The organism is Polynucleobacter finlandensis (assembly GCF_018881755.1).
Lineage (GTDB): Bacteria > Pseudomonadota > Gammaproteobacteria > Burkholderiales > Burkholderiaceae > Polynucleobacter > Polynucleobacter finlandensis.
Genome location: NZ_JACVPS010000003.1, coordinates 18,670 through 39,712 on the forward strand (window position 1 = coordinate 18,670; position 21,043 = coordinate 39,712).

The 21,043-nt window shown below is 43.9% G+C and carries 19 protein-coding genes; 12 read left to right on the top strand and 7 right to left on the bottom strand.

The genetic code is table 11. The features are described from left to right. Positions 1 to 12: 12 nt before the first annotated feature. From ICN49_RS02315 to ICN49_RS02335, 5 genes are read right to left on the bottom strand one after another with little or no spacing between them, the layout of a single operon-like run. Positions 13 to 534: a chromate transporter gene (locus tag ICN49_RS02315; protein ID WP_216165380.1), complete on the bottom strand. Its 522-nt coding sequence runs from the start codon at positions 532 to 534 to the stop codon at positions 13 to 15. Beyond that, entirely contained in the window at positions 531 to 1,070 is a 540-nt protein-coding gene (locus tag ICN49_RS02320; RefSeq protein ID WP_216165383.1) for a chromate transporter, read from the bottom strand. Before ICN49_RS02320 ends, ICN49_RS02315 begins: the two co-directional genes overlap by 4 nt. Positions 1,071 to 1,079: 9 nt before the next feature. Next, positions 1,080 to 2,057, bottom strand: a complete 978-nt coding sequence (locus ICN49_RS02325; RefSeq protein ID WP_216165386.1) for a D-2-hydroxyacid dehydrogenase family protein — start codon at positions 2,055 to 2,057, stop codon at positions 1,080 to 1,082. Between the two features lie 24 nt (positions 2,058 to 2,081). Next, positions 2,082 to 3,455 (bottom strand): MmgE/PrpD family protein, encoded by a 1,374-nt coding sequence (locus tag ICN49_RS02330; RefSeq protein WP_216165390.1) that lies wholly within the window; start codon positions 3,453 to 3,455, stop codon positions 2,082 to 2,084. Between the two features lie 30 nt (positions 3,456 to 3,485). After that, positions 3,486 to 4,484, bottom strand: coding sequence for a Bug family tripartite tricarboxylate transporter substrate binding protein (locus tag ICN49_RS02335; RefSeq protein WP_255535368.1), 999 nt, complete (start codon positions 4,482 to 4,484; stop codon positions 3,486 to 3,488). A gap of 92 nt (positions 4,485 to 4,576) precedes the next feature. On the opposite strand from ICN49_RS02335, the gene ICN49_RS02340 reads away from it, so the two are divergent. Further along, a complete protein-coding gene (locus ICN49_RS02340; RefSeq protein WP_216165393.1) occupies positions 4,577 to 4,879 on the top strand; it encodes an antibiotic biosynthesis monooxygenase family protein in 303 nt (100 codons plus the stop codon). 16 nt (positions 4,880 to 4,895) lie between these two features. Here ICN49_RS02340 and ICN49_RS02345 read toward each other — a convergent pair whose 3' ends face one another. Beyond that, entirely contained in the window at positions 4,896 to 5,666 is a 771-nt protein-coding gene (locus ICN49_RS02345; protein WP_216165396.1) for a sulfurtransferase, read from the bottom strand. Between the two features lie 89 nt (positions 5,667 to 5,755). Between ICN49_RS02345 and ICN49_RS02350 the strand changes: the two genes are divergently transcribed. The 7 genes from ICN49_RS02350 to ICN49_RS02380 all read left to right on the top strand — a co-directional run bounded on the left by ICN49_RS02350 (position 5,756) and on the right by ICN49_RS02380 (position 12,386). Beyond that, positions 5,756 to 6,757: a tripartite tricarboxylate transporter substrate binding protein gene (locus ICN49_RS02350; protein WP_216165399.1), complete on the top strand. Its 1,002-nt coding sequence runs from the start codon at positions 5,756 to 5,758 to the stop codon at positions 6,755 to 6,757. Between the two features lie 35 nt (positions 6,758 to 6,792). Continuing rightward, positions 6,793 to 7,344 (top strand): carboxymuconolactone decarboxylase family protein, encoded by a 552-nt coding sequence (locus ICN49_RS02355; protein WP_216165401.1) that lies wholly within the window; start codon positions 6,793 to 6,795, stop codon positions 7,342 to 7,344. A 20-nt stretch (positions 7,345 to 7,364) separates the two neighbouring features. Next, positions 7,365 to 8,219, top strand: coding sequence for a pirin family protein (locus ICN49_RS02360; protein ID WP_216165403.1), 855 nt, complete (start codon positions 7,365 to 7,367; stop codon positions 8,217 to 8,219). After that, positions 8,219 to 9,376, top strand: a complete 1,158-nt coding sequence (locus ICN49_RS02365; RefSeq protein WP_216165406.1) for a 50S ribosomal protein L11 methyltransferase — start codon at positions 8,219 to 8,221, stop codon at positions 9,374 to 9,376. The genes ICN49_RS02360 and ICN49_RS02365 overlap by 1 nt, the downstream gene beginning before the upstream one ends. Before the next feature lie 107 nt (positions 9,377 to 9,483). Continuing rightward, positions 9,484 to 10,041: an energy transducer TonB gene (locus tag ICN49_RS02370; protein ID WP_216165409.1), complete on the top strand. Its 558-nt coding sequence runs from the start codon at positions 9,484 to 9,486 to the stop codon at positions 10,039 to 10,041. Positions 10,042 to 10,101: 60 nt separating this feature from the next. Beyond that, positions 10,102 to 10,224 (top strand): hemin uptake protein HemP, encoded by a 123-nt coding sequence (gene hemP / locus ICN49_RS11715; protein WP_369411500.1) that lies wholly within the window; start codon positions 10,102 to 10,104, stop codon positions 10,222 to 10,224. Between the two features lie 83 nt (positions 10,225 to 10,307). Next, positions 10,308 to 12,386, top strand: a complete 2,079-nt coding sequence (locus ICN49_RS02380; protein ID WP_216165416.1) for a TonB-dependent receptor family protein — start codon at positions 10,308 to 10,310, stop codon at positions 12,384 to 12,386. 254 nt (positions 12,387 to 12,640) lie between these two features. On the opposite strand, the gene ICN49_RS02385 is transcribed toward ICN49_RS02380, so the two are convergent. Next, a complete protein-coding gene (locus tag ICN49_RS02385) occupies positions 12,641 to 13,024 on the bottom strand; it encodes a hypothetical protein (RefSeq protein ID WP_216165419.1) in 384 nt (127 codons plus the stop codon). A 176-nt stretch (positions 13,025 to 13,200) separates the two neighbouring features. On the opposite strand from ICN49_RS02385, the gene ICN49_RS02390 reads away from it, so the two are divergent. From ICN49_RS02390 to ICN49_RS02405, 4 genes are all read left to right on the top strand, one after another. Beyond that, positions 13,201 to 13,581, top strand: coding sequence for a hypothetical protein (locus ICN49_RS02390; RefSeq protein WP_216165423.1), 381 nt, complete (start codon positions 13,201 to 13,203; stop codon positions 13,579 to 13,581). 58 nt (positions 13,582 to 13,639) lie between these two features. Then, complete coding sequence (locus ICN49_RS02395) at positions 13,640 to 14,356, top strand: hypothetical protein (protein ID WP_216165428.1); 717 nt, start codon at positions 13,640 to 13,642, stop codon at positions 14,354 to 14,356. A gap of 120 nt (positions 14,357 to 14,476) precedes the next feature. Further along, entirely contained in the window at positions 14,477 to 19,429 is a 4,953-nt protein-coding gene (locus tag ICN49_RS02400) for a DEAD/DEAH box helicase (RefSeq protein ID WP_216165434.1), read from the top strand. Positions 19,430 to 19,442: 13 nt separating this feature from the next. Beyond that, a complete protein-coding gene (locus tag ICN49_RS02405) occupies positions 19,443 to 20,873 on the top strand; it encodes an ATP-dependent DNA helicase (protein WP_216165437.1) in 1,431 nt (476 codons plus the stop codon). The last annotated feature ends 170 nt before the right edge of the window (positions 20,874 to 21,043 follow it).

Genomic DNA, 21,043 nt, shown 5'->3' on the forward strand with positions numbered 1-21,043 from the left:
CTACACTCCGTCTTAAATAAAACCTAGTAAGCCCAATAGGGCACCCAAGGCAATTAAATACAAAGGATGCCATTTTGTAAACAAGATAATCGTAATGGTGAAAAATGTTAAAGCATATGCTGCATATGTGTGATTAATTTGCATTGCAATTTGCCAGGCCGATCCGAGTACTAAGCCTACAGCCAATGCACCTGCTGCAAATTGAATCATCATTTTCTTTTGAGGGCTGCGGATATTTGCGATATACCCCTGAAGAAAATAAATCATGATTGAGGATGGCAGGCAAATGGCGATAGTTGCGACCACAGCTCCAATGACCCCACTGACGTGCCATCCTATCAGCGTGATTGTCATGAGGTTAGGTCCTGGAGCAGCTTGGGCAATGGCGAAGTAGTCTGCAAATGTTTGGGTATCTAACCAATGCTCTTGGCTTACAGAAAGATCGTATAGAGCCGGCAATAAAGCGTTGATTCCTCCAAAGGCAACTGCTGAGAATGCCATGAGCTTTAGAAAAAGACTGATCAGCGCGCTCATGAAAGATTGGCCTTTCGCCACGCTAGATACAAAGCGAATGGGGAAGCAATTAAAACAACCCAGCCTAGACCTAGATGAAAAAAGCCTGCTGAAACTATTGTCAATACCACTACAACCAGCATAGGTGGGTAGCTAAATTCCGAACGCATCATTTTGAAGCCCGTTCCAGCAATGAGTCCAATCCCCACGGCTGAAACCCCGCGCAGCATACCTTGCACTATTGGCATGTAGCTATAGTGTTCATAAAGTATTCCCAGCAAGATCACAACAGCGCTTGGAGCTATTAAGAGCCCTAGCGCCGCACAGATGGCGCCAGGTATTCCAGAAAATCGCGTGCCAATACAAATTGCTAGATTCACAATGTTTGGCCCTGGAACAACTTGGCAGATCCCAAGCATGGCACTAAATTCTTCTGAGCTTAACCACTTCTCTTGTTCAACAATAGTGCGCCTAGCCCATGGTAAGACGCCTCCGAAACCAGAGATACCGATTTTGCTAAAAGCAATAAAGAGTTGACTTGGTGTGAGTGTTCTCAAGAGAGTTACTTATTGCGGCTTAAATGGATGGGGGACAGGCTTTTGATCGAGCCACGCCTCTAAAGTTTCAGTAATGCCATTTGAGAAAGCCTCAAAAATCGGTTCAGCAATAAAGCCTAAATGAGGTGTGACTAATAAGTTCGGCGTATTGCGTAAAGGATCGTCTACTGGCAGTGGTTCAACATCAAAGACGTCTACTGCTGCTTGGGCTGGACGTCCGGCGATGAGTGCTTTGCGAAGATCTGGCATATCGATCAGCGCTGCACGTGAGGTATTCACAAGGATAGAGTCGGGGCGCATTAAAGCCAGTTGATCTGCACTAATGATTCCTTTGGTCCCTGGTCCGGCTACCAAATGCATGGTGACTACTTTAGATGTGCTGAGTAATTCATCTAGGCTAACGGACTTTGCATTTTCAAGAGCGGCCCGCTCTGGAGTCATGCGTGGACTCCAGGTGACTACTTCCATGCCAAAGGCGTTACCAACACGGGCAACGCGACTTCCAATAGCACCTAGACCCATTACGCCAAGGCGTTGCCCAGAGAGCATCGGCAGGAGGGATAGCTCATCGCGCCAGCCACCAGATGCAATGAGTTTATTTTCTTCTATCAAGCGCTTTGATGCACCCAGAATCAATGCCCACGTTAACTCGGCAGTGGTTTCTTTTGATGGGCCACCATGGGTGCACGCCATAGGGATATTTCTAGAGACGAGTGCACTGGCTTCTAATGTGCCATTGCGTTCGCCGGTAAACATCAAGAACTTCAATTTAGGTAAGCGCGCAATCATGGCCTCGTTAAATGGTGAGCGATCACGCACGATGGCGATAGCATCCGCATCTTTTACGGCTTCGTATAAAGCCTCGTCACGCAAGGGCTCATGATGAATCTTGAGATTGGCTTGTTGCTCGAGCTTTTCCCATTTGGAGAAACGACGCAGGGCGCGTTCGTAGTCACCAAGGATGACGATGTTTGGTAATTGGGCCATGGTACTGAATACTTTCTAGTGAAATTAGTCTGGAGTGCAAAGGCTCAAAATGTGTTTAAGATCCGAGGCGCTACCCAATTTCCACAAAGCAGAAATCAGTTGACGGGTTTTTTCTGTGCCAATGATGGGTTCGGCTAGGCTGGTGAACTTTTGTTCTAAGTTTGTGTCACTCATTGGGTTCTCAACGGAGCCAATGGCATTCTTCACGAACACATGCACTTCTTTACCATCCTTGAGAATTGCTTTTACATCGACTGAAGCTTCGCTAATTGCAGTATCGGTAGTTGCGTTGACTTTGGCACGCAAAGCCACAACATCAGCACGATTGACGATGTCATCAGCGTATTCGCCTTCACCTGCTTGACCAAAAATCAAACCAACAGCACAGCCGTGATACACGCTGAACTTACCTTCCAGACCATCTTTAGGCGTTTTCTTCCCGGTTAACTCGAGTACGAGTGGATGTACGCGTAATTCGATGCGCTCAACATCATCTGCCTTAACGCCTTGGGCGCGTAATTGGGCGCAAGCATCGATCGCAGGGTGAATCACAATACCGCAAGCAAATGGCTTGTAGGTGTTTAATGAAATCTCAAATGATTTACCCAGGGCGCGATCAATTTCTGACCAGTCACACTTGGTGGAAACCGTTTGCATATAACCCCGACCTGCCTCTAATGCTTTAGGGCTGGCAGTAAAGCCGTGCTTGGCTAAGAGTGCAGAGAGTTGTCCTGCACGGGCTGCGCCACCTGGGTGAAATGGTTTTGTCATCGTGCCAAATTGCTCGCGCATGCCGACGGGTTGAGATGCAGCAATACCCAGAGCCATCGTGGTTTTTTGTAGATCAAGACCCATCAGGCGAGAACAGGCGGCGGCTGAACCGAGCATGCCGGTAGAGCCAGTAATATGCCAACCGCGATGGTAGTGGTCTGGGTACATAGCATTGCCAACGCGGCAAGCTACATCAATACCCAGAATCAGTGAGTCGATGATTTGACGACCGTTGGCATTGAGATGTTCGCCTAAAGCCAAAATAGCTGAAGCTACAGGTCCGGCAGGATGAATCACGGTTTTAAGGTGAGTGTCATCAAAGTCAAAAGTGTGTGAGCTGATGCCGTTAATCAGAGCTGCGCCACCCATATCAACACGATCTTTGCGGCCGAGAATGCTGGCTTGAGGTGCTGGCTGGAATTCACGAATGGCTGCCAAAGAAGATTCCACGCTCTCATGATTCGCGGCGCCAATTGCACAGCCGAGCCAGTTTAAGAAGGTGCGGTGCGCCTCATGGTCAACTTCAGGGGTCCACCCTTGACTTGGGTGCAAGGTAACGAATTCAGCCAAGATCTTGGTAACGGGAGGGGCATTAAGATCTGCTGCTGCGGCAATAGCTTGAGACATGTGATTTCCTGTTTCTAGTAAGTGAATGTTTTATTCGATTTCAATTTGGCGGCTTTTCGCGACCTTAGTCCAGCGTGCAATATCTTCTTTGATGTAGGTCCCAAATTGTTGAGGCGTCATCGGCATCAAGGTCATTGCTTCACTTGACATTTCTTGGCTGAACTCTGGACTGGCTAGCACTTTATTGAGTTCGGTATTGAGCTTAGTCACAATGGCCTCTGGCATATTTGCAGGGCCTGAAATACCATACCACTGTTGCCCATCAAAACCGGCATATCCCAATTCTTTAAAAGTAGGGATATTGGGTTCAGCAGAACTGCGTTTCTGACCGGTAACCGCTAATGCATGCACGCGACCTGTTTTCAAATAAGGGATGGCAGCAAATAAAGTTGGAAGCATGGCATCAGTTTGTCCTCCAAGGAGATCGGTAAATGCTGGTGCGATACCACGATAGGGAACATGAACCATGAAGATTCCAGAGGCCATCTTGAACTGCTCCATACCTAGATGGGTGAGTGTGCCAGGACCTGAGGTTCCATAAGTTAACTTGGCAGGATTCTTCTTAGCGTAATCAATAAATTCTTTAAGATTTTTAATGGGTAAGGCTGGATTGATGATTAAGACATTTGGCGTTGCACCGATCATACCGACGGGCGTGAAGTCTTTGATAGCGTCGTAAGTCAGTTTACGAACCGCCGGGTTAGTGCCATGCGTGCCAACATAGGCAATCATCAGGGTATAGCCATCGGGCGCAGATTTGGCGGTTACTTGGGACGCTATGGCACCACCGCCACCACCCATGTTATCCACAATAATCGTTTGACCTAAGTTTTTGGATAGCCGGTCAGCTACTTTGCGAGCAAGGTTATCTAAGCCTCCGCCAGCAGCGACGGGAGCAATTAACTTAATGGGTTTGCTAGGATAATTGGACGAAGATTGTGCGCTAACAAGGCCAGTCATCAGGCTCAGGCTTACGGCAAGGAAATAGGACAAAAAAATCGGCGTTTGCCGATTGGGGGTATTAGACATGTCTCTGGCCCGGGTTATTGTTTTTAGATTAATCTTGTAATACAGGTGAATTTTACTATTTATGACAGATTTTTTTTGATAAAGGAAAACCCATGATTTTGGAACATTGCGATATTGAGATCGACCCTAGCAAGCAGAAGGAGTTTGAAGAGGCTATTTTGCGTGGGGTGGAGACGGTGATAGCTAAATCCAAGGGGTTTCAGGGTTTTAAGGTTAATCACAGCATTGAAAGCCCGGCCCGTTACCTACTATTTATTTACTGGGATACTCTGGAAAATCACACTGTTGACTTTCGGGGCTCTGCAGCCTTTGCAGACTGGCGCGCCATTGTAGGGCCATTCTTCGCTAAACCGCCATTTGTGGAGCACTTTACCTTGGTCGGTAAGTCGATTTAATGCGGCCCTAACTCCCTTAGCCGGTTTTGAGCTTCTTACGAATAGAGTGCTCTATCGGTATGGAGTCTAGGGTGGGCTCTAAGGCTTCGCGCTCATCAAAGACAAAGCAACTGCCTTGGTAATGCGCGGAGCCAACCTCTTCAAAGTACTTCAAGATTCCACCTTCTAATTGGTAGCTATGTTGCATACCAATTTCCCGCATATACAGGCCGGACTTTTCACAACGAATACCGCCGGTACAGAAGCTAACTAAGGTCTTACCTGCAAGCTCCTCTTTTTTAGCCTTAATCGCCTCAGGAAATTGTGTAAATTTTTCAATATTGAAGTGCAGGGCGTTTTCGAAGGTGCCGTAATCCACCTCAAAGGCGTTGCGTGTATCCACCATGACAACCGGGCGACCTAGGTCATCAGTACCTCGATCCAGCCACTCTTGTAATTTCTTTGGGGTAATGAAGTTCGCACGTCCTTCTTCAGGACGAATGGCAGGGTGATTCATTCGAATAATTTCATTCTTGAGTTTGATGAGCATTTTCTTAAAGGGCTGCTCATCGGACCAACTTTCTTTAACTTCGATGATTTTGAAGCGAGTATCTGCACGAAGCCATTCTAAAAAGCTGCGCATCTCTTTTTCTTTGCCCGCCAGGAACATATTGATTCCTTCGCCGGTGAGCAAAATCGTTCCCTTGAGTTCGAGGGCATTGCAGTGATCCAACATCTTCGCGCGAAGCTCTGCTAAGCCATCAAGGCTGACAAATAAATACGCGGCGATGTTCAAAATGGGTTTCATGCTAAGTCTCTATTGGCTACACCCTCTATTATCAAACATCAGTCTGCGAGGGGTGGTAATCTTGTCGTCTTACCTAGAGGAGACGTGGCATGCAGATTTTCTTGAAAATGGCTAAAAAAGCCATATTGTTTAGTTTATTGCTGATTGGAGCATCTGGAGTGGCAAGCGCCCAGACTGCTGGAGTCGGCACTTGGCCCACCCAAAAACCCATACGATTGATCGCTGTATTCCCACCCGGTGGATCAGTGGATCAGGTGGCGCGCATTTTGGCCCCAACTCTGCAAGCTGAGCTAAAGCAAAACGTCATTGTGGAAAACATTGGCGGTGCTTCTGGCGTGATCGGGACTTCAGCAATGACTCGGTCCGATCCTGATGGTTATACCTTTGCAGTAGTGTTTGATACTCACGGCGTTAATCCAAGCCTCAAAGATAAACTGCCCTACGACACCATTAAAGATATTGCACCTGTGACTTTAATTGGTACATCCCCAATGGTGCTCGTTGCTAGCAAAAAATCGGGAATTACGAGTTTTAAGCAGTTAGTAGACCTATCTAAGACCGGTAAGCAGTTTAGCTATGGTTCGATTGGTATTGGCAGCCTAGGACATCTTGCAATGGCTCGTTTAGCAAAGCAGGCAGGTTTTGATTGGAACCATATTCCGTATCGTGGCGGCGGTCCTTTAATGCAGGATGCATTAGGTGGACAAGTTGAGCTGGCTATTGGCTCAGAGTTTTTGGTGAAGCCGCATATTGAGAGCGGCAGCATTATTCCTTTGGCAGTCACCACGACCAAAAGAGCACCAGGATTGCCTAATGTCCCAACGGTTGCGGAAAGTGGTTTTCCGGGTTTCAATGCGCCGGCATGGTGGGCAGTATTGGCACCAGGTAAGACTCCCCCAGCTATCGTGAATGCCATGAATGCCGCTATCACAAAAGCCCTGAAGACTCCGGCTGTAGCTGATAAATTCAAGGCGCAAGGCATTGAAATTGTTGCTGGTAATCCTGAGGCATTGCGCGATTTCATTGGCAAACAGATTGCTGTGTGGGGTAAGTTTGTGATTGAGAACAATATTAAAGAAACAGCGCAATAAGCAAGTTATCGCACTGAGACATTGAGAAAGTATTTATGACTGAACGTTTAATTCCTTACCAGCCAATGGATTTGGCTGAGCCTGCTGATTTGGTCGCCGCCATTCGTCAACGTCGTGGCGGTCAGTTTATTAATTTAGATCGCATGCTTTTGCATAGTGTGCCAATCGCAGAAGGCTGGAATCATTTTATTGGTGAGATTCGCAATAACTTATCCTTGGATCCTAAGCTGCGTGAGTTAGCTATGTGTGGTGTGGCCGTTCTCAATGGTGCCGAGTACGAGTTCTTCCACCATGCTCCTCCTTTTAAAAAGGCTGGCGGTACCGAAGAGCAAGTTCAAGGCCTGCGTTTAATTGGACAAGCCAGTTTCCCGAAAAATCTATTTTCACAAGTGGAAAATGATGCGGCAGATTTAACCTTCCAGATGACCCGCAGTATCAAAGTTGATCCAGAGTTAATGAAGCGCTTACAAAAAGCATTGGGAAGTACCGATACGGTTGAATTGGTTACGGTAATTGCTGCTTACAACATGGTGTCGCGTTTCTTGATCGCTTTGGATGTTAATCCAGAAGATCATCCGCCAGCCTAAGGGTAAATAGTCAGCAAGACATGATTCGTAATGTTCAAACCGTTATTCCTGGAATTGCTACATCTGATGGCGCTGGAGTTAAGTTGCGTCGAAGTTTGGGTGGGCAACAGCAAGTCCGATTAGATCCGTTTTTAATGTTGGATGAGTTTTCATCTAATGATCCAAATGACTATGTTGCTGGCTTTCCAGCTCACCCTCATCGTGGCTTTGAAACTGTGACCTACATGTTAGAAGGCCACATGTTGCATGAAGATCACCTCGGTAATCAAGGGCATTTAAAAACGGGTGGAGTGCAGTGGATGACCGCAGGGCGCGGCATTATTCACTCGGAGATGCCTCAGCAGGTGAGCGGAGCGATGCGTGGCTTTCAGCTGTGGATTAATTTGCCTGCAAAAGAAAAGATGAAGGCAGCGGGTTATCAAGATATTCAAGTGGAAGATATTCCCAAGCTATCTTTGGCTAATGGCGGGTCTGTCAAAGTGATTGCTGGCTCTTATGAAAGTAAGGGCGAAATCATTCAAGGTCCCATTCAGGGAATTACTACCGCCCCATTATTTTTAGATGTGCATTTACCCCCAGGTGAAGAGTTTGAGCATGTTGTGCCCGAGGCACATAATGCGTTTCTCTATGTCTACGAAGGCGAGTTGGAAGTGGGCGAGCCCCTAAAAAGCGTTCCTAAGCAAGCTGCTATAGTGCTTGGTAAGGGCGATCAATTAAAGGTGAAGGCTGGCGCTACTGGCGCGCAATTGATTGTGTTGGCAGCGCTGCCTTTGCATGAACCGATTGTTCAACATGGCCCTTTTGTCATGAATACCCGTGCCGAGATAGAGCAGGCGATTCACGATTATCAAAACAACCGCTTCGTGGTCTCTTAATGATTCACTGGGATGAAGGTGGACAAGCCTGTTCCGCCAAGTGGCACTCCGAAAATGGGATTGCCCCTCATAAAAAAATTCAGATTGCTGATGACACCTTAACGGCTGATATCGCTTACCGTCTGGCGTGTGAGGGTACGGCAATACTGTATCGCGGCGACTTTCAGAATGCCCGCCAACTTTTGCAGGCCTTAGTAAGGCGGGTAGATAAACCTACTAAGAAATCTAAAAGGGTTGATAAGCTGAATAAAGAGAAAACTAAGAGTCCGCTGGATACTTTCAATCTGCATCGTTTAGCCCAGTCGCAGCGTGCTCGCATTTTGGGAATGCTGCTGATTCAAGTCAATACGGATCATTCCATTTCCTTGCGTCGGGCGCCAGATGTCCAGCAAGCCTGTCTTGATGTTTATGGAGAGCAAGCCGATTCTTATGTGATTTCCTTGCGTGAATTACTTGGGGTCATTAGTGCGCATGAGTGGCGTAAGAATGGTGTGCCGATTCTGGCAAGAGGAGATGAGCCAATCTGTGTGCATCCGCATTACGGCGTCTTTTCTCCCGTGCGCGGTGAATACATTCAATTGGTTTGCAATGCATCTTGGCCAAAAGCAGTCAGTACAAATTCTCTTGCGTTCGATATTGGTACGGGGACCGGTGCTCTATCGGTTGTTTTGGCAATGCGCGATATCCAAAAAATTATTGCCACTGATGTGGATGATCGTGCGATTGCTTGTGCCCAAGACAATATCGACAGACTGGATCTCTCTTCGCAAATTGAAATCCAGAAAACCGATTTGTTTCCAGAGGGTAGGGCTGCATTGATTGTGTGCAATCCACCTTGGCTGCCAGCAAGACCGAGTTCACCGCTAGAGCACGCCGTCTATGATCCAGAGAGCCGCATGCTGAAAGGTTTTTTAGCGGGGCTTAAAGAGCATCTATTACCCGATGGTGAGGGCTGGTTAATTCTGTCAGATCTTGCAGAGCATCTTGGCCTACGCACAAGAGTGGAGTTACTGGAATGGATTGAGCAAGCAGGACTGCGAGTTCAAAAGCGAGAAGATACCAAGCCGCAACACAAAAAAGTCTTTGATCAAACAGATGCTTTGCATGCTGCTAGATCTGCCGAGGTCACATCACTTTGGCGATTGTGCTCGAAATAGTATTCGTCTGAATATCCCTATACCTTCTACACGTAAGTCTAGAAGGGTTGTTAATACAAAGCACCTTCCTTAAAATAAATGAGAACCATTTTCATTTAGGGTAAATTTTGCGCTTTCGCTTAGAGCTTGGTAATTCATCCATTGTTAGTTTGGTAGTTGGTGTGCACATTCTTGTGTTGCTTGGCATGGCATCATTTAGCAAGGAGAGAACCCCCATCTTTGAGGAGGTCATGATTGCAAATATCATAGATGCAGGAGCTAGCAAATCCATAAGAGTACAAAAACCTTCGATTTCAGGGCCTGAAAAACAATTACAAGCCACTACATCAGCACAGACTGCTTCTGAGCAGTCTTTAGAGATCGCCAGTAAGAGCTCTAGTTCTTCCAGTAAATATCCTAGGCAGCAAATTTATAACCCAAGACCAAAATACCCCTTAAGCAGTAGGCGCTTAAAAGAGGAAGGTGTCGTGACTGCCAAGCTTTGCATCAATCAAACAGGGGCGGTCGATAAGCTCAGCATTCTCCATGGTTCAGGGCATAAGAGTTTAGATGAATCAACTCTTCATACTCTTGCACAGTGGAAATTCTTGCCCATTTCTGGGTATGGCAATCGAGTTACCAATGACTGTTTCCAAGTTCCCGTGCAATTTACATTACAAGGCTAAGGAATGATTGAGAAAAATATTTCGAGCTCTGAATCTAAATTGAATCAATCAGCCCCAGAAATGCCCAAGACAGTTTTGAGCGATACCCTTTTAGGCCCCGGAAAATTGGTATTTATATTGCATGATGGTCACCGATATCAATTGCGCGTGACTAAATTAAGAAAGTTAATTTTGACGAAATGAATTTTAAGTAATTGTTAGCCAGCAAGAGCATTTTCATATGCATATAGCCAGCGATTTTTTGTTGTTATCACTGGAGATGGTATATGAAGCATCAAGATGTTTGGCATGGTCAAAATAAGCTAGCCTCAGTTTCATTAGCTGCGCTGTTATATGGGGTATCTTTTTCAAATTTAACAAATGCGCAAGATATAGAGCTACCAAGAATAGATATTGTCGGGCGTGAAGACAATGCGCTTTCAAAAATTCCCGGCACAGTCGATGTTATTGATCAAAAACAGCTGGATATATTGCAGCCGCAATCATTACAGGATGCTTTGAAAACTATTCCAGGTATTAATATTCGCGGCGATGAGGGTGGGCTTGGCTCCATCCCGAATATTGGTATTAGAGGATTAAATCCAAGTCGTAGTTCGAAGGTTTTATTGTTGGAGGATGGCGCTCCGATACAGCCCAGTTTATTTATTTCGAATGCAGCTTATTACAGCCCTCCAGCGGAGAGAATGAGTGGGATTGAAGTCTTAAAGGGTGCGTCGGGATTGAAGTATGGCCCTGCAAATATTGGAGGCGTGGTTAATTACCTGACAAAAACACCAACCCAGGGCTTTAAGCTCACTGGGAAAGCTGGCAACTATGGTTATCACTTGGCTGAAATTGAGGCTGGGGGAAGGTCTGACTCAAATGGTGCGGTAGGTGGGTTAAATATTATTCAATCGGAATCAAATGGATATCAAAACAATGGCTTTAAGATGTACGACATATTACTCAAAGGCGGTATTGAGATTTCTCGAGATCAGTGGCTAAGCCTCAAATACACTCATTACGATAACAATATCAATACCTCTTATGTTGGCTTGCGACCCAATCAATATGCCAATAAGTCAAGCAGTAATCCGGCTCCGAATGATGATTTCATCACACAAAGAAATGCAGTAGATGTAAATCATGCATTAGAGATCAGCGCCGATACCAAGATGAATACATTGGTGTATTGGAGCAGAATAACAAGAGACTATTGGAGGCAATCGATTGTTAATCGCACGCAAGATGCCACTATTTATAGGGCTTGTAATGCGGGTGTAGATTGTTTAGCTGGTCGCAATCGAGAGTATCAAATGCTCGGATTAGACTCTCGATTGTCACACGCTTACAATGCGCTTGGCGTTGAAAACGAGATTGATTTTGGCATTCGCTTACATACCGAATCTCAATCCAATCAAGTGGTGACATCTCAAACCTTTGCGCATTCCGGCCGCCTCTCCCTTCATGAGGAAAACAAGGCAAACTCGGTTGCCATGTATGCCGAAAACCGATTCTTACTGAGTGAAAATTTCAACTTGATCCCTGGAGTACGCGTTGAGAGCTATAACCAAAATCGCTCGAATGTGATTACCGGCAAGGCTGGTAATGCTAAAAATATAGAAACTGTCCCGCAAATTGGCGCAACTTGGCAGTTGATGCCACAGGCTCAGATCTATGGCAGCATTTATAAAGGCTTTGCACCTGCACAGCTATCGACGGCAATTGATGATAAGGGGGTTGATCAGCAATTAGATCCAGAGCGTTCAACCAATATGGAATTAGGTTTACGCGGCCGGTCTGGCCAATTTTCATTCGACACCGCAGTTTTTAGTATGAACTTTAGCAATCAGATTGTGAACCAAAGTTTGGCGGCGGGAATTACAAAAGCGAATGGAGGTAAAAGCTTGCACCAAGGTATGGAGTTGGCCTTGGGCTATGAGCTTAGCTCCAACTGGAGTCTTAAGGGTAATGCTACCTATATTCCAGTAGCGAAATTTATTGGTGCCAGCTCTTTGGGTAGAGATGGGAATCGCATTCCTTATACCCCTGACCTTACTTCAAACTTTGGAATTAATTACCAAAAGAATCATTTCAATACTCTGTTGAGTCTAAATTACGTCTCAGCTCAATATGCAGATTCAGCTAATACAGCAGCACAAAATACTATTGGCACATTGGGTCAGATACCTGCTTTTGCTACCGTGAATTGGAGTGCAAACTATGCCATTAATAAAGACTGGAAAGTATTTGGGGTTGTGAATAATGTATTTGATAAGAGATACATTGCTAGTAGAAGTCCAGATGGAATCTTCCCCGGTGCCCCGTTAAACTTTCAGGCAGGGATGAGTTACCAATTTAATTGATGTGATGGCTATCAGTGTGACTATTTGTAAAGAAAAACGCCACCCTGGTGGGTGGCGTTGGACTGTTACATACTTCAAAATGGTGGAGTCGGCGTCAATTGAATCTAAATTGTAACTATATGATTTTATTGAAATAAATTCGTTACTTAAATTACAATGTTCCCCTATTTGTTCCCCTAAGTGCTTTATGTACCTACTTACTCTCTTGATAAGTAAGTAGGATGTTTAGCGCTCTTTTTGGTGCAAGCTAAATATTATTGACAGTTTGGGTTTCTCCAGTTGCTAGGACCATTTGAGCATCCACCGCCGGGTCCAGTAGACATGCCACCACCAGGTCCAGTAGACATGCCACCACCAGGTCCAGTAGACATGCCACCACCAGGTCCGGTGGAGAGACCACCGCCAGGACCTGTAGAGAGTCCACCGCCGGGTCCAGTAGACATGCCACCGCCGGGACCAGTAGACATGCCACCACCAGGTCCGGTTGATAAACCGCCACCAGGACCAGTAGAGAGACCACCACCGGGTCCAGTGGAACAGGGTCCTCCAGGACCGGAATAGCCTACGCAGCCCGCATAGACATTCATTGAGCTTATTAGCACACCAAAGATCAAAACTACCTTTTTAAATGTATTCATAGCGTCTCTTTTTATTAATAAAGGATTGAATCTAGTTACTGTTTATTAAGGAAAGCATATACCTATTTATTATAAAAAATAGATCCATTTCCATGAATAACTCATTAACAGCGAAATCAAGGGGTAGACTCAGTCTTCCCCAATGCATCAGCATAAGAATAGATCCAAAGACCAAGATGAGTGACGCAGAGTTCTTTGCCAAAGTAATCCCCAAAAGACTTACTTCGTTAGCGGAGGATTTTAAGCAGTCCCAAGAAGAGTTCCGTAAGGATGAAAAAGATAGGGGGCTAAGAAGGGCGGGCAAAGTACCTGAGCCTGAAGTTACTCGAGAAAGACTTTCCCATGAAGTAATTGATAAACAAGACCTCAGGACTCTTCTAAGGTCAGGGCAAGTACTTCCTGCATCTGAGTTAGCTAAACAAAAGGAAGATGCCGTGAGGCTTGCTAAAGATCTTGAGGAGGCGGTAAGGTCGGAGTTATCTCATCGTAGGACGAAGATCCAAACAGATCCCGATAAGACTGTGGTTCATTACACCCGTGAGCCTTTTGAGGAATAGAGTTTGTAGCCAACACATGAGGATATAGTCGATAGAATAAGAATAAAGAAAGCTAAAAATGGACAATAAACTTATTAAGCGTGCAGTTTGGATTATTGCAATCCTTGGCATATTTTTAGCCTTCGAATTGGTTGGGGACAAATTTAAAGTGGGAGGTACAGAGAGCTCCTACAAGTCTCAAGTGTCAACTTTTTCTGCCGAGGGTTCAGAGCAAAACCCCTCTACCGCTAATAAAGTAGAAATGTTGAATTCCATTAACGCTCGTATTGAGGGCGAAACCGCTAAAGAATTAAAGCAGAACCCCAATCAAACCAAGAGCGAAGCGTCAGCTACAGCCGCTATAAGGGCTGGCGGTGAGGATCTACAGAGTGGCAATGGCGTTAGAACAAGAATTGAAAAAGCGTCAGACCAATTCCTTGGATTTTATTCAATGAATGCTATTTTTAGGGCTCGTTATTGTGAGAAGTTGGGTGTGCCAATTCCAGCTTTTGTAATGGCATTTAAAAAAGTTAATGATGATGAATACCAAATTGCCTCTGCTCAGTGGATTAAAGACACGCCAAGACTTGGAACGGCTGAGGAGAGGATAAAGTTTGGCTCACCAATTTTAATGCCAGCACTAGAGCAAGACATGCTCGATGTTACAAGGATGATGAAGCTCTCATCACCAAAACAAGCTTGTGTAGAAATGCAACGGCAGGGCGATCTTTACGGAGATGACATGGCACTTCAAAAAGTTAATCCAGTCTTGTATGCCGCACTGCATGGTCGCTAACTATAAAAGAGGCGGTGAAGTTAAGGTTTTAAAGTCCTTAAATCTCTTAATTCCATCGTCTAGTTAGGTTGGTACGCATGGTAATCTAATGAAATACAAAAATTACCAAAAAACCCACATATGACAGCTTTAAGAGACGTTTTAGACTCATTCCGTGTCACCTCGCAGTCTGAGCGTGAAAAGGGAAATTATTTTGAAAACCTCAGTAAGCTTTATTTTCAAAATGAGCCCAAATACAAGGATCTTTATGAAAATGTCTGGCTATGGGAAGAATGGCGCAAGTATTGGATAGAGCAAGGTAATCCTGATCCTGGCACAGATACCGGAATTGATTTGGTTGCAAGAACAAAACAGACCGATGAGTATCACGCTATTCAGGCAAAGTTTTACGACTCTGAATCTACGCTTTATAAGCGACACATAGATTCATTTTTTACAGCATCCGGTAAGAAGCCTTTTACGCAGCGTTTATTGATTTTGACTACAGATAATGTCAGTCATCACGTAGATGATGCCATGCAGGGTCAAAACACTCCTACGCAGAAGATAACCCTTAGTGATCTAGAAAACAGCAAGATTGACTGGGCTGAAACTTTTAATAAAAAAGAAGTTGTCTTAACAGAGGCAAAAACGCTTAGAGACTACCAGCGTAACGCCATTAGTAATGTTAGTTATGGATTAGAAACTGCTGATAGGGGCAAGCTGATTATGGCTTGCGGTACTGGTAAAACTTTTACTGCTTTACGCCTGGCGGAAGAGGTGGCTGGCAAAGGCGGAAATGTCCTATTTCTTGTTCCATCACTTTCGTTACTGTCACAGACTCTAACTGAGTGGACCCAGGAATCTACCTTGCCGATGCATAGCTTTGCCGTTTGCTCTGATAGTGAAGTAGGTAAAAAGCGCGATAAAGACGATGACTACCAAATGTTGGTTCACGAACTACGCTATCCAGCCACTACCAACCCAAAAGCGTTATCTCATGAATTTAATAAACGTAAAGATGGCGATCATCTAAACGTAATCTTCTCTACCTATCATTCAATCCAAGTCATTTCAGACGCCCAAAAGAAGCAAGATTTACCAGACTTTGATTTAATCATTTGCGATGAGGCGCATAGAACAACTGGCGCTGTATATGACGGTGATGATGAGTCGGCGTTTGTAAAAATTCATAACGCCGACTTCATTAAGTCTAGGAAGCGTGTCTATATGACCGCTACACCAAGGGTATACGGCGTTGCTGCAAAGGCTAAGGCTGAGAATGACAGCGTTGTTCTGTATGACATGGACAATGAAGATCAATATGGCAAGACATTGCATACACTCTCGTTCTCTGAGGCTGTTAAGCGTGGAATATTAGTAGATTACAAGGTCATTGTTCTTACTATTAGCGAAGATCACATTAGTAAAAATCTACAAAAGGTATTAGCAGATGAAAACAATAGCCTGCGTGTAGATGATGCAGCAAAGATCGTTGGATGCTGGAGGGCGCTCTCTAAGCAGGATACTAAGGTAGATTTAGAGCTCGATCCAGAGCCCATGAAGAGAGCAGTTGCTTTCTGCCAAGTTATTGAAATCAATAAAGGCGCTAAAACTCATAAAGTTAGTAGTAAAAATATTGCAAGCATGTTTCAAAAAGTAGTTGATGAATATCGCGCTGCTTTGATGAAAGAAAACCCGGACCATGAGGATGCAGTTAGTCAATTAATTTGCGAAGCTGCACACGTAGACGGCAGTATGAATGCCTCTCAAAAAGAAGAAAAGCTCGATTGGTTAAAAGCCGAGATTCCAGAAAATACTTGCCGTGTTCTCAGTAATGTTCGCTGCCTATCTGAAGGTGTTGATGTCCCAGCTTTGGATGCAGTTTTGTTTCTCACTCCAAGAAATTCACAGGTTGATGTAGTGCAGTCTGTTGGTCGTGTAATGCGTAAGCCAAAAGATAGTAAGAAGCAGCTTGGCTATGTCATCCTTCCAGTAGTTATTCCCGGAGGCATGACCCCTGAGGAAGCCTTAAACGATAACAAGAGTTACAAGGTAGTTTGGGAGGTATTGCAAGCCTTGCGTTCCCATGATGATCGCTTTGATGCAATGATTAATAAGTTAGATCTTGCTGGTCAAGACAAAACAAAGATGGAAGTAATCGCCATCACTGACAAGATCCCTCCCAGGAAAATAACTGAACCTGGCGCCGATATTGGTAAGGGTAAACCGAAGCTTAAGAAGGGTAAGGGCGGTGTAATTGGTGGCGTTCCCAAGGATTACGAAGATCCTAAGCAGGCAGAGCTCCCCATCGAAATTACCGAAATAGAGCGAGCCATCATGGCTAAGGTGGTTAAAAAATGTGGAAATAGGTTGTATTGGGATGAGTGGGCATCGGATATAGCAAGGATTGCTCAGACCCATGTCAGCCGGATTACTGCCATATTAGAGAATACGGAGCATAAGGCAGAAATAAAAGCATTTAATAAGTTCCTAAAGGATCTTAAAGAAGATCTTAATGACAGCATCAGCCGCGAAGAGGCTATAGAAATGCTGGCACAACATATTATTACTAAGCCGGTGTTTGATGCTTTATTTGAGGGTTATAGTTTTGCTCAAAACAATCCAGTCTCGAAGGCTATGCAGGATGTTCTTAATGCACTCAATGAACATAATTTAGATAAAGAGGTTGATACCTTAGAGAAGTTCTATGCCAGCGTGAAGATGCGAGCACAAGGCATTGATGATCTTGGAGCTAAGCAAAAAATCATAGTTGAGTTATACGATAAGTTTTTCAGAAATGCATTCCCCAAAATGACAGAGAAGTTGGGAATTGTCTATACCCCAGTGGAAGTGGTTGATTTTATTATTCATAGTATTAATGACGCATTAAGGAATGAGTTTGGTCAAACCCTTGGAGATAGGAATGTACATATTCTTGATCCATTTACCGGAACCGGAACTTTTATTACCCGCTTATTGCAAAGTGGGCTAATTGATAGAGAGCAGTTAGCCTATAAGTATAAAAACGAGATACATGCAAATGAAATTGTTCTACTGGCTTATTACATTGCAGCTATCAACATTGAGCAGGTATACCACTCTATCGAAGGGGGTGACTACGTTCCATTTGATGGTATTTGTTTGACTGATACTTTTGCTTTATATGAAAAAGAAGATCTAGTCTCAGAATCATTACGTGATAACAATGAACGTCTGAAAAAGCAGAAGGCATTAGATATTCGCGTGATCATGGGGAATCCCCCTTACTCTATCGGTCAGCGCAGCGAGAATGATGGAAATGCAAATATTGAATACCCGTCACTAGATGGGCGCATTAAGGATACTTATGCACATTGCTCAAGTGCTACTTTGCAGAAAGGGTTATATGACAGCTACATCCGAGCATTGCGTTGGGCTAGCGATCGGATTGGTGATTGTGGCGTCATTGGATTTGTAAGTAATGCAGGATGGCTAGATGCTAATGCATGCGATGGGCTGAGAAAATGCTTAGCCGAAGAATTTAGTAGTATTTACGTATTTCATTTGAGAGGGAATCAAAGAACATCTGGGGAGCTCTCAAGAAAAGAAGGTGGAAAGATTTTTGGTGGTGGTAGTAGGACGCCAATCTCAATCTCCATCTTAATCAAGAACTCCGAAGCTAATGAGCATGGAAAAATATACTTTCATGACATTGGAGACTATCTAAGTCGTGAAGAAAAGCTGGAGAAAATTGATTTATTTAAAAGTACAGCTGGAATATCTGAAGCTAATAAATGGGTCCAAATCACGCCCGATAAACACTGCGATTGGATAGGTCAGAGAGATGATAGTTTTAGTGAGCATATCAGCTTGGGAGACAAGAAAGATAAAAATTCTATAACGATATTTGATAATTTCTCTCTTGGTGTGGCTACAAATCGTGATGCCTGGGTATATAACTTTTCGAAGAATCAGCTTTCAAAAAATATGGGTCGGATGATCGATTTTTATAATTCTGAAGTCGAGAGATATAAGGATGCATGTAATGGGTTGAATAAAGCGAGCTATCCAATTGTGGAGTCTTTTATTAATACCGACAAAACTAAAATAAGTTGGTCAAGCAATTTGATTGCTGATTTAACTAGAAATAAGCTCGGTAATTTTACTGCCCAAAATATTGTCTTAAGTACTTATCGACCATTTCAAAAGCAATGGCTATATTTTAATAATTTGTTTAATAGCAGAATGGGTCAAATTCCTAAGATTTTTCCAAACTCTCATGCTAAAAATTTAGTGATTTGTGTTACGGGTCAGGGTGCTAAGCAATTTAGTGCACTAGTTTCTAATTCAATTCCCGATCTACAGGTTTTATTTAATGGGCAGTGCTTCCCTTTGAAGTTATACGAACCCCTGCCAGATAATATTTCAACTGATGGTGATTTGTTCTCATCAACTACGTTGGGCGAGATTTCTGAAGATGGAAGGTTTTCTCTTCGAGATGGCGTTAGTGATTCGGGTTTAAACCATTTTTTAGAAAGATACCCCGATCAAAATATCAGCAAGGAAGATCTGTTTTATTACATTTATGGAATTTTGCACAGCACTGATTATCGTGAAAAATATTCTGATAATTTAAGCAAGGAATTGCCACGAATTCCTGCAGTTAAATCCCCAAGTGATTTTTGGTTGCTCAGTAACGCTGGAAGGAGGCTTTCTGACTTGCATCTTAACTATGAGACTGCTTCACTCTACCCGGTCCGCTTTGAAAATCAAATGGACGGATTGACTGAGTCAGACTATCGAGTTACACAGATGAAGTTTCTAGTAAGGGGTGATAAGTCTCGTGTTGCATATAACCCAAAAATCACCATTTTAGATATACCACTTGAGGCTTATGACTATGTAGTTAATGGCAAGCCTGCATTGGAGTGGGTAATGGAACGTCAATCTATCTCTACAAATAAAGATAGCGGTATCGTCAATGATGCTAATGAATGGGCTAATGAAACAATTCACGATCCAGCTTATCCATTAAAACTATTTCAACGTGTAATTACGGTTAGCTTGGAAACAATGAAGATTGTTAATAGCCTTCCTAGGCTGAATATATAGCCCCTTATAAGCAATGAGCTTCCTAAAGAAACTTGAGGAATTTGTTGGCTCAAAGAAGGCTAATGTAGATGAGTTGAGGAAGGCGTCAGCGAGGACTCCGACTAAGTCTTATGTTGCTAGCAGCGTATTTCCCGCTCAAAACTATGAAGAGATAGAGGTTACGCCTGATTACTTAGAGGTAATCAAGGCTATAGATGCGCATGATCCGTTTATCTTTGTCAGTGGTAAAGCTGGAACAGGAAAAACTACTTTAATTGGGTATTTAAGGGAAAAAGTTGCGGGTAACGTAGTAGTAGTTGCTCCTACTGGAGTTGCCGCACTGCAGGTGAGGGGAGTAACAATCCATTCCTTTTTTCGCTTGCCACCAAGAATCATTTTCCCTGAGGAGGACATCAAGACCGTTAAAGATAGGCGAATGTATGAAGGCATACGCCTACTTATTATTGATGAGATATCAATGGTGAGGGCTGACATCGTAGATGCCATTGATTTGTTTCTTCGTATCAACGGTCCTCAGCAAGGAAAGCCTTTTGGTGGTGTTCAGGTCATGTTTGTGGGCGATCTCTTCCAGTTACCGCCTGTAATCAACACCATCGAGATGGCATTGCTAAGAGATAGAGGCTATGAACAAGCCCATTTCTTTAATGCTATGGCTTTAACTGGCAAAGAAATGACGATGATTGAGCTGCAAAAGATCTTTCGTCAAAAGGATAAGCAATTTGTAGACATTCTTAACCATATTCGAGTTAATGAAGATATTGATGAAGCAATTGAGATTCTAAATAGGGAGTGTTATGAAAAATACGCCTCCGACAGCTCGTATGCAATAACGCTGACGACTACCAATGCTAAAGCCGACTCAATCAATGAGTCTGAGCTAGAGGCGATTTCAGGTTCGCCGACTATGTTTATTGGCTTACTAGACGGTAAATTTAATGTAGATGAGCGAAATCTACCATCACCGATGAATTTGACATTAAAGGTAGGTGCTCATGTCATGTTTACAGCTAACGATAAAGCGATGCCAAAACGTTGGGTTAATGGAACGATTGGGTTTGTTAGGGAATTTATTGGTGAAATGGTGCGGGTTGAAATTAAGACTCAGTCTGGGTCGCATATTGTTGATGTAACTAGCCATAAGTGGGAGTCTTACAAATATGAGTTGGATGCTACTACTGGGAAAATTAGTCCAGTAGTCATAGGTAGTTATCAGCAAATCCCCTTGATGCTTGCTTGGGCTGTCACCATCCATAAAAGCCAAGGTAAAACGATGGATCAAGTAAATGTAGATCTATCTGCTGGTGCATTTGCTTCTGGGCAGGTATATGTTGCTTTAAGCAGATGCAGAACTTTGAATGGAATTAGATTGAAGCGACCCATCAAGCAAAATGATGTACGTTGTGAGCCTGAAATCAAGAGATTTTATGAAGCACTAATTAATTAATCTAATCATTGAGTCTACTAGCCAAGCTCCTAGAGAAGGGCTTGGCGAGCCTCTTGAATAACTTTAGCCATAGGATTGGCTTGACGTTAGAAGTCTCGCTACGAGGCTCTCTGCAGCCACAGTTAGCACCACAAACAATAGTTATCCCCTTATTACCGTAATCAATATGT

Bases quoted from the DNA above. Each gene is read 5' to 3' on its own strand.
- ICN49_RS02400 (WP_216165434.1), top strand. From the start codon at position 14,477: ATGACAGCTTTAAGAGACGTTTTAGACTCATTCCGTGTCACCTCGCAG.
- ICN49_RS02360 (WP_216165403.1), top strand. From the start codon at position 7,365: ATGATTCGTAATGTTCAAACCGTTATTCCTGGAATTGCTACATCTGAT.
- ICN49_RS02315 (WP_216165380.1), bottom strand. From the start codon at position 534: ATGAGCGCGCTGATCAGTCTTTTTCTAAAGCTCATGGCATTCTCAGCA.
- ICN49_RS02355 (WP_216165401.1), top strand. From the start codon at position 6,793: ATGACTGAACGTTTAATTCCTTACCAGCCAATGGATTTGGCTGAGCCT.
- ICN49_RS02395 (WP_216165428.1), top strand. From the start codon at position 13,640: ATGGACAATAAACTTATTAAGCGTGCAGTTTGGATTATTGCAATCCTT.
- ICN49_RS02345 (WP_216165396.1), bottom strand. From the start codon at position 5,666: ATGAAACCCATTTTGAACATCGCCGCGTATTTATTTGTCAGCCTTGAT.
- ICN49_RS02340 (WP_216165393.1), top strand. From the start codon at position 4,577: ATGATTTTGGAACATTGCGATATTGAGATCGACCCTAGCAAGCAGAAG.
- ICN49_RS02365 (WP_216165406.1), top strand. From the start codon at position 8,219: ATGATTCACTGGGATGAAGGTGGACAAGCCTGTTCCGCCAAGTGGCAC.
- ICN49_RS02350 (WP_216165399.1), top strand. From the start codon at position 5,756: ATGCAGATTTTCTTGAAAATGGCTAAAAAAGCCATATTGTTTAGTTTA.
- ICN49_RS02335 (WP_255535368.1), bottom strand. From the start codon at position 4,484: ATGTCTAATACCCCCAATCGGCAAACGCCGATTTTTTTGTCCTATTTC.
- ICN49_RS02380 (WP_216165416.1), top strand. From the start codon at position 10,308: ATGAAGCATCAAGATGTTTGGCATGGTCAAAATAAGCTAGCCTCAGTT.
- ICN49_RS02385 (WP_216165419.1), bottom strand. From the start codon at position 13,024: ATGAATACATTTAAAAAGGTAGTTTTGATCTTTGGTGTGCTAATAAGC.
- ICN49_RS02405 (WP_216165437.1), top strand. From the start codon at position 19,443: ATGAGCTTCCTAAAGAAACTTGAGGAATTTGTTGGCTCAAAGAAGGCT.
- ICN49_RS02325 (WP_216165386.1), bottom strand. From the start codon at position 2,057: ATGGCCCAATTACCAAACATCGTCATCCTTGGTGACTACGAACGCGCC.
- ICN49_RS02330 (WP_216165390.1), bottom strand. From the start codon at position 3,455: ATGTCTCAAGCTATTGCCGCAGCAGCAGATCTTAATGCCCCTCCCGTT.
- hemP (WP_369411500.1), top strand. From the start codon at position 10,102: ATGCCCAAGACAGTTTTGAGCGATACCCTTTTAGGCCCCGGAAAATTG.
- ICN49_RS02390 (WP_216165423.1), top strand. From the start codon at position 13,201: ATGAGTGACGCAGAGTTCTTTGCCAAAGTAATCCCCAAAAGACTTACT.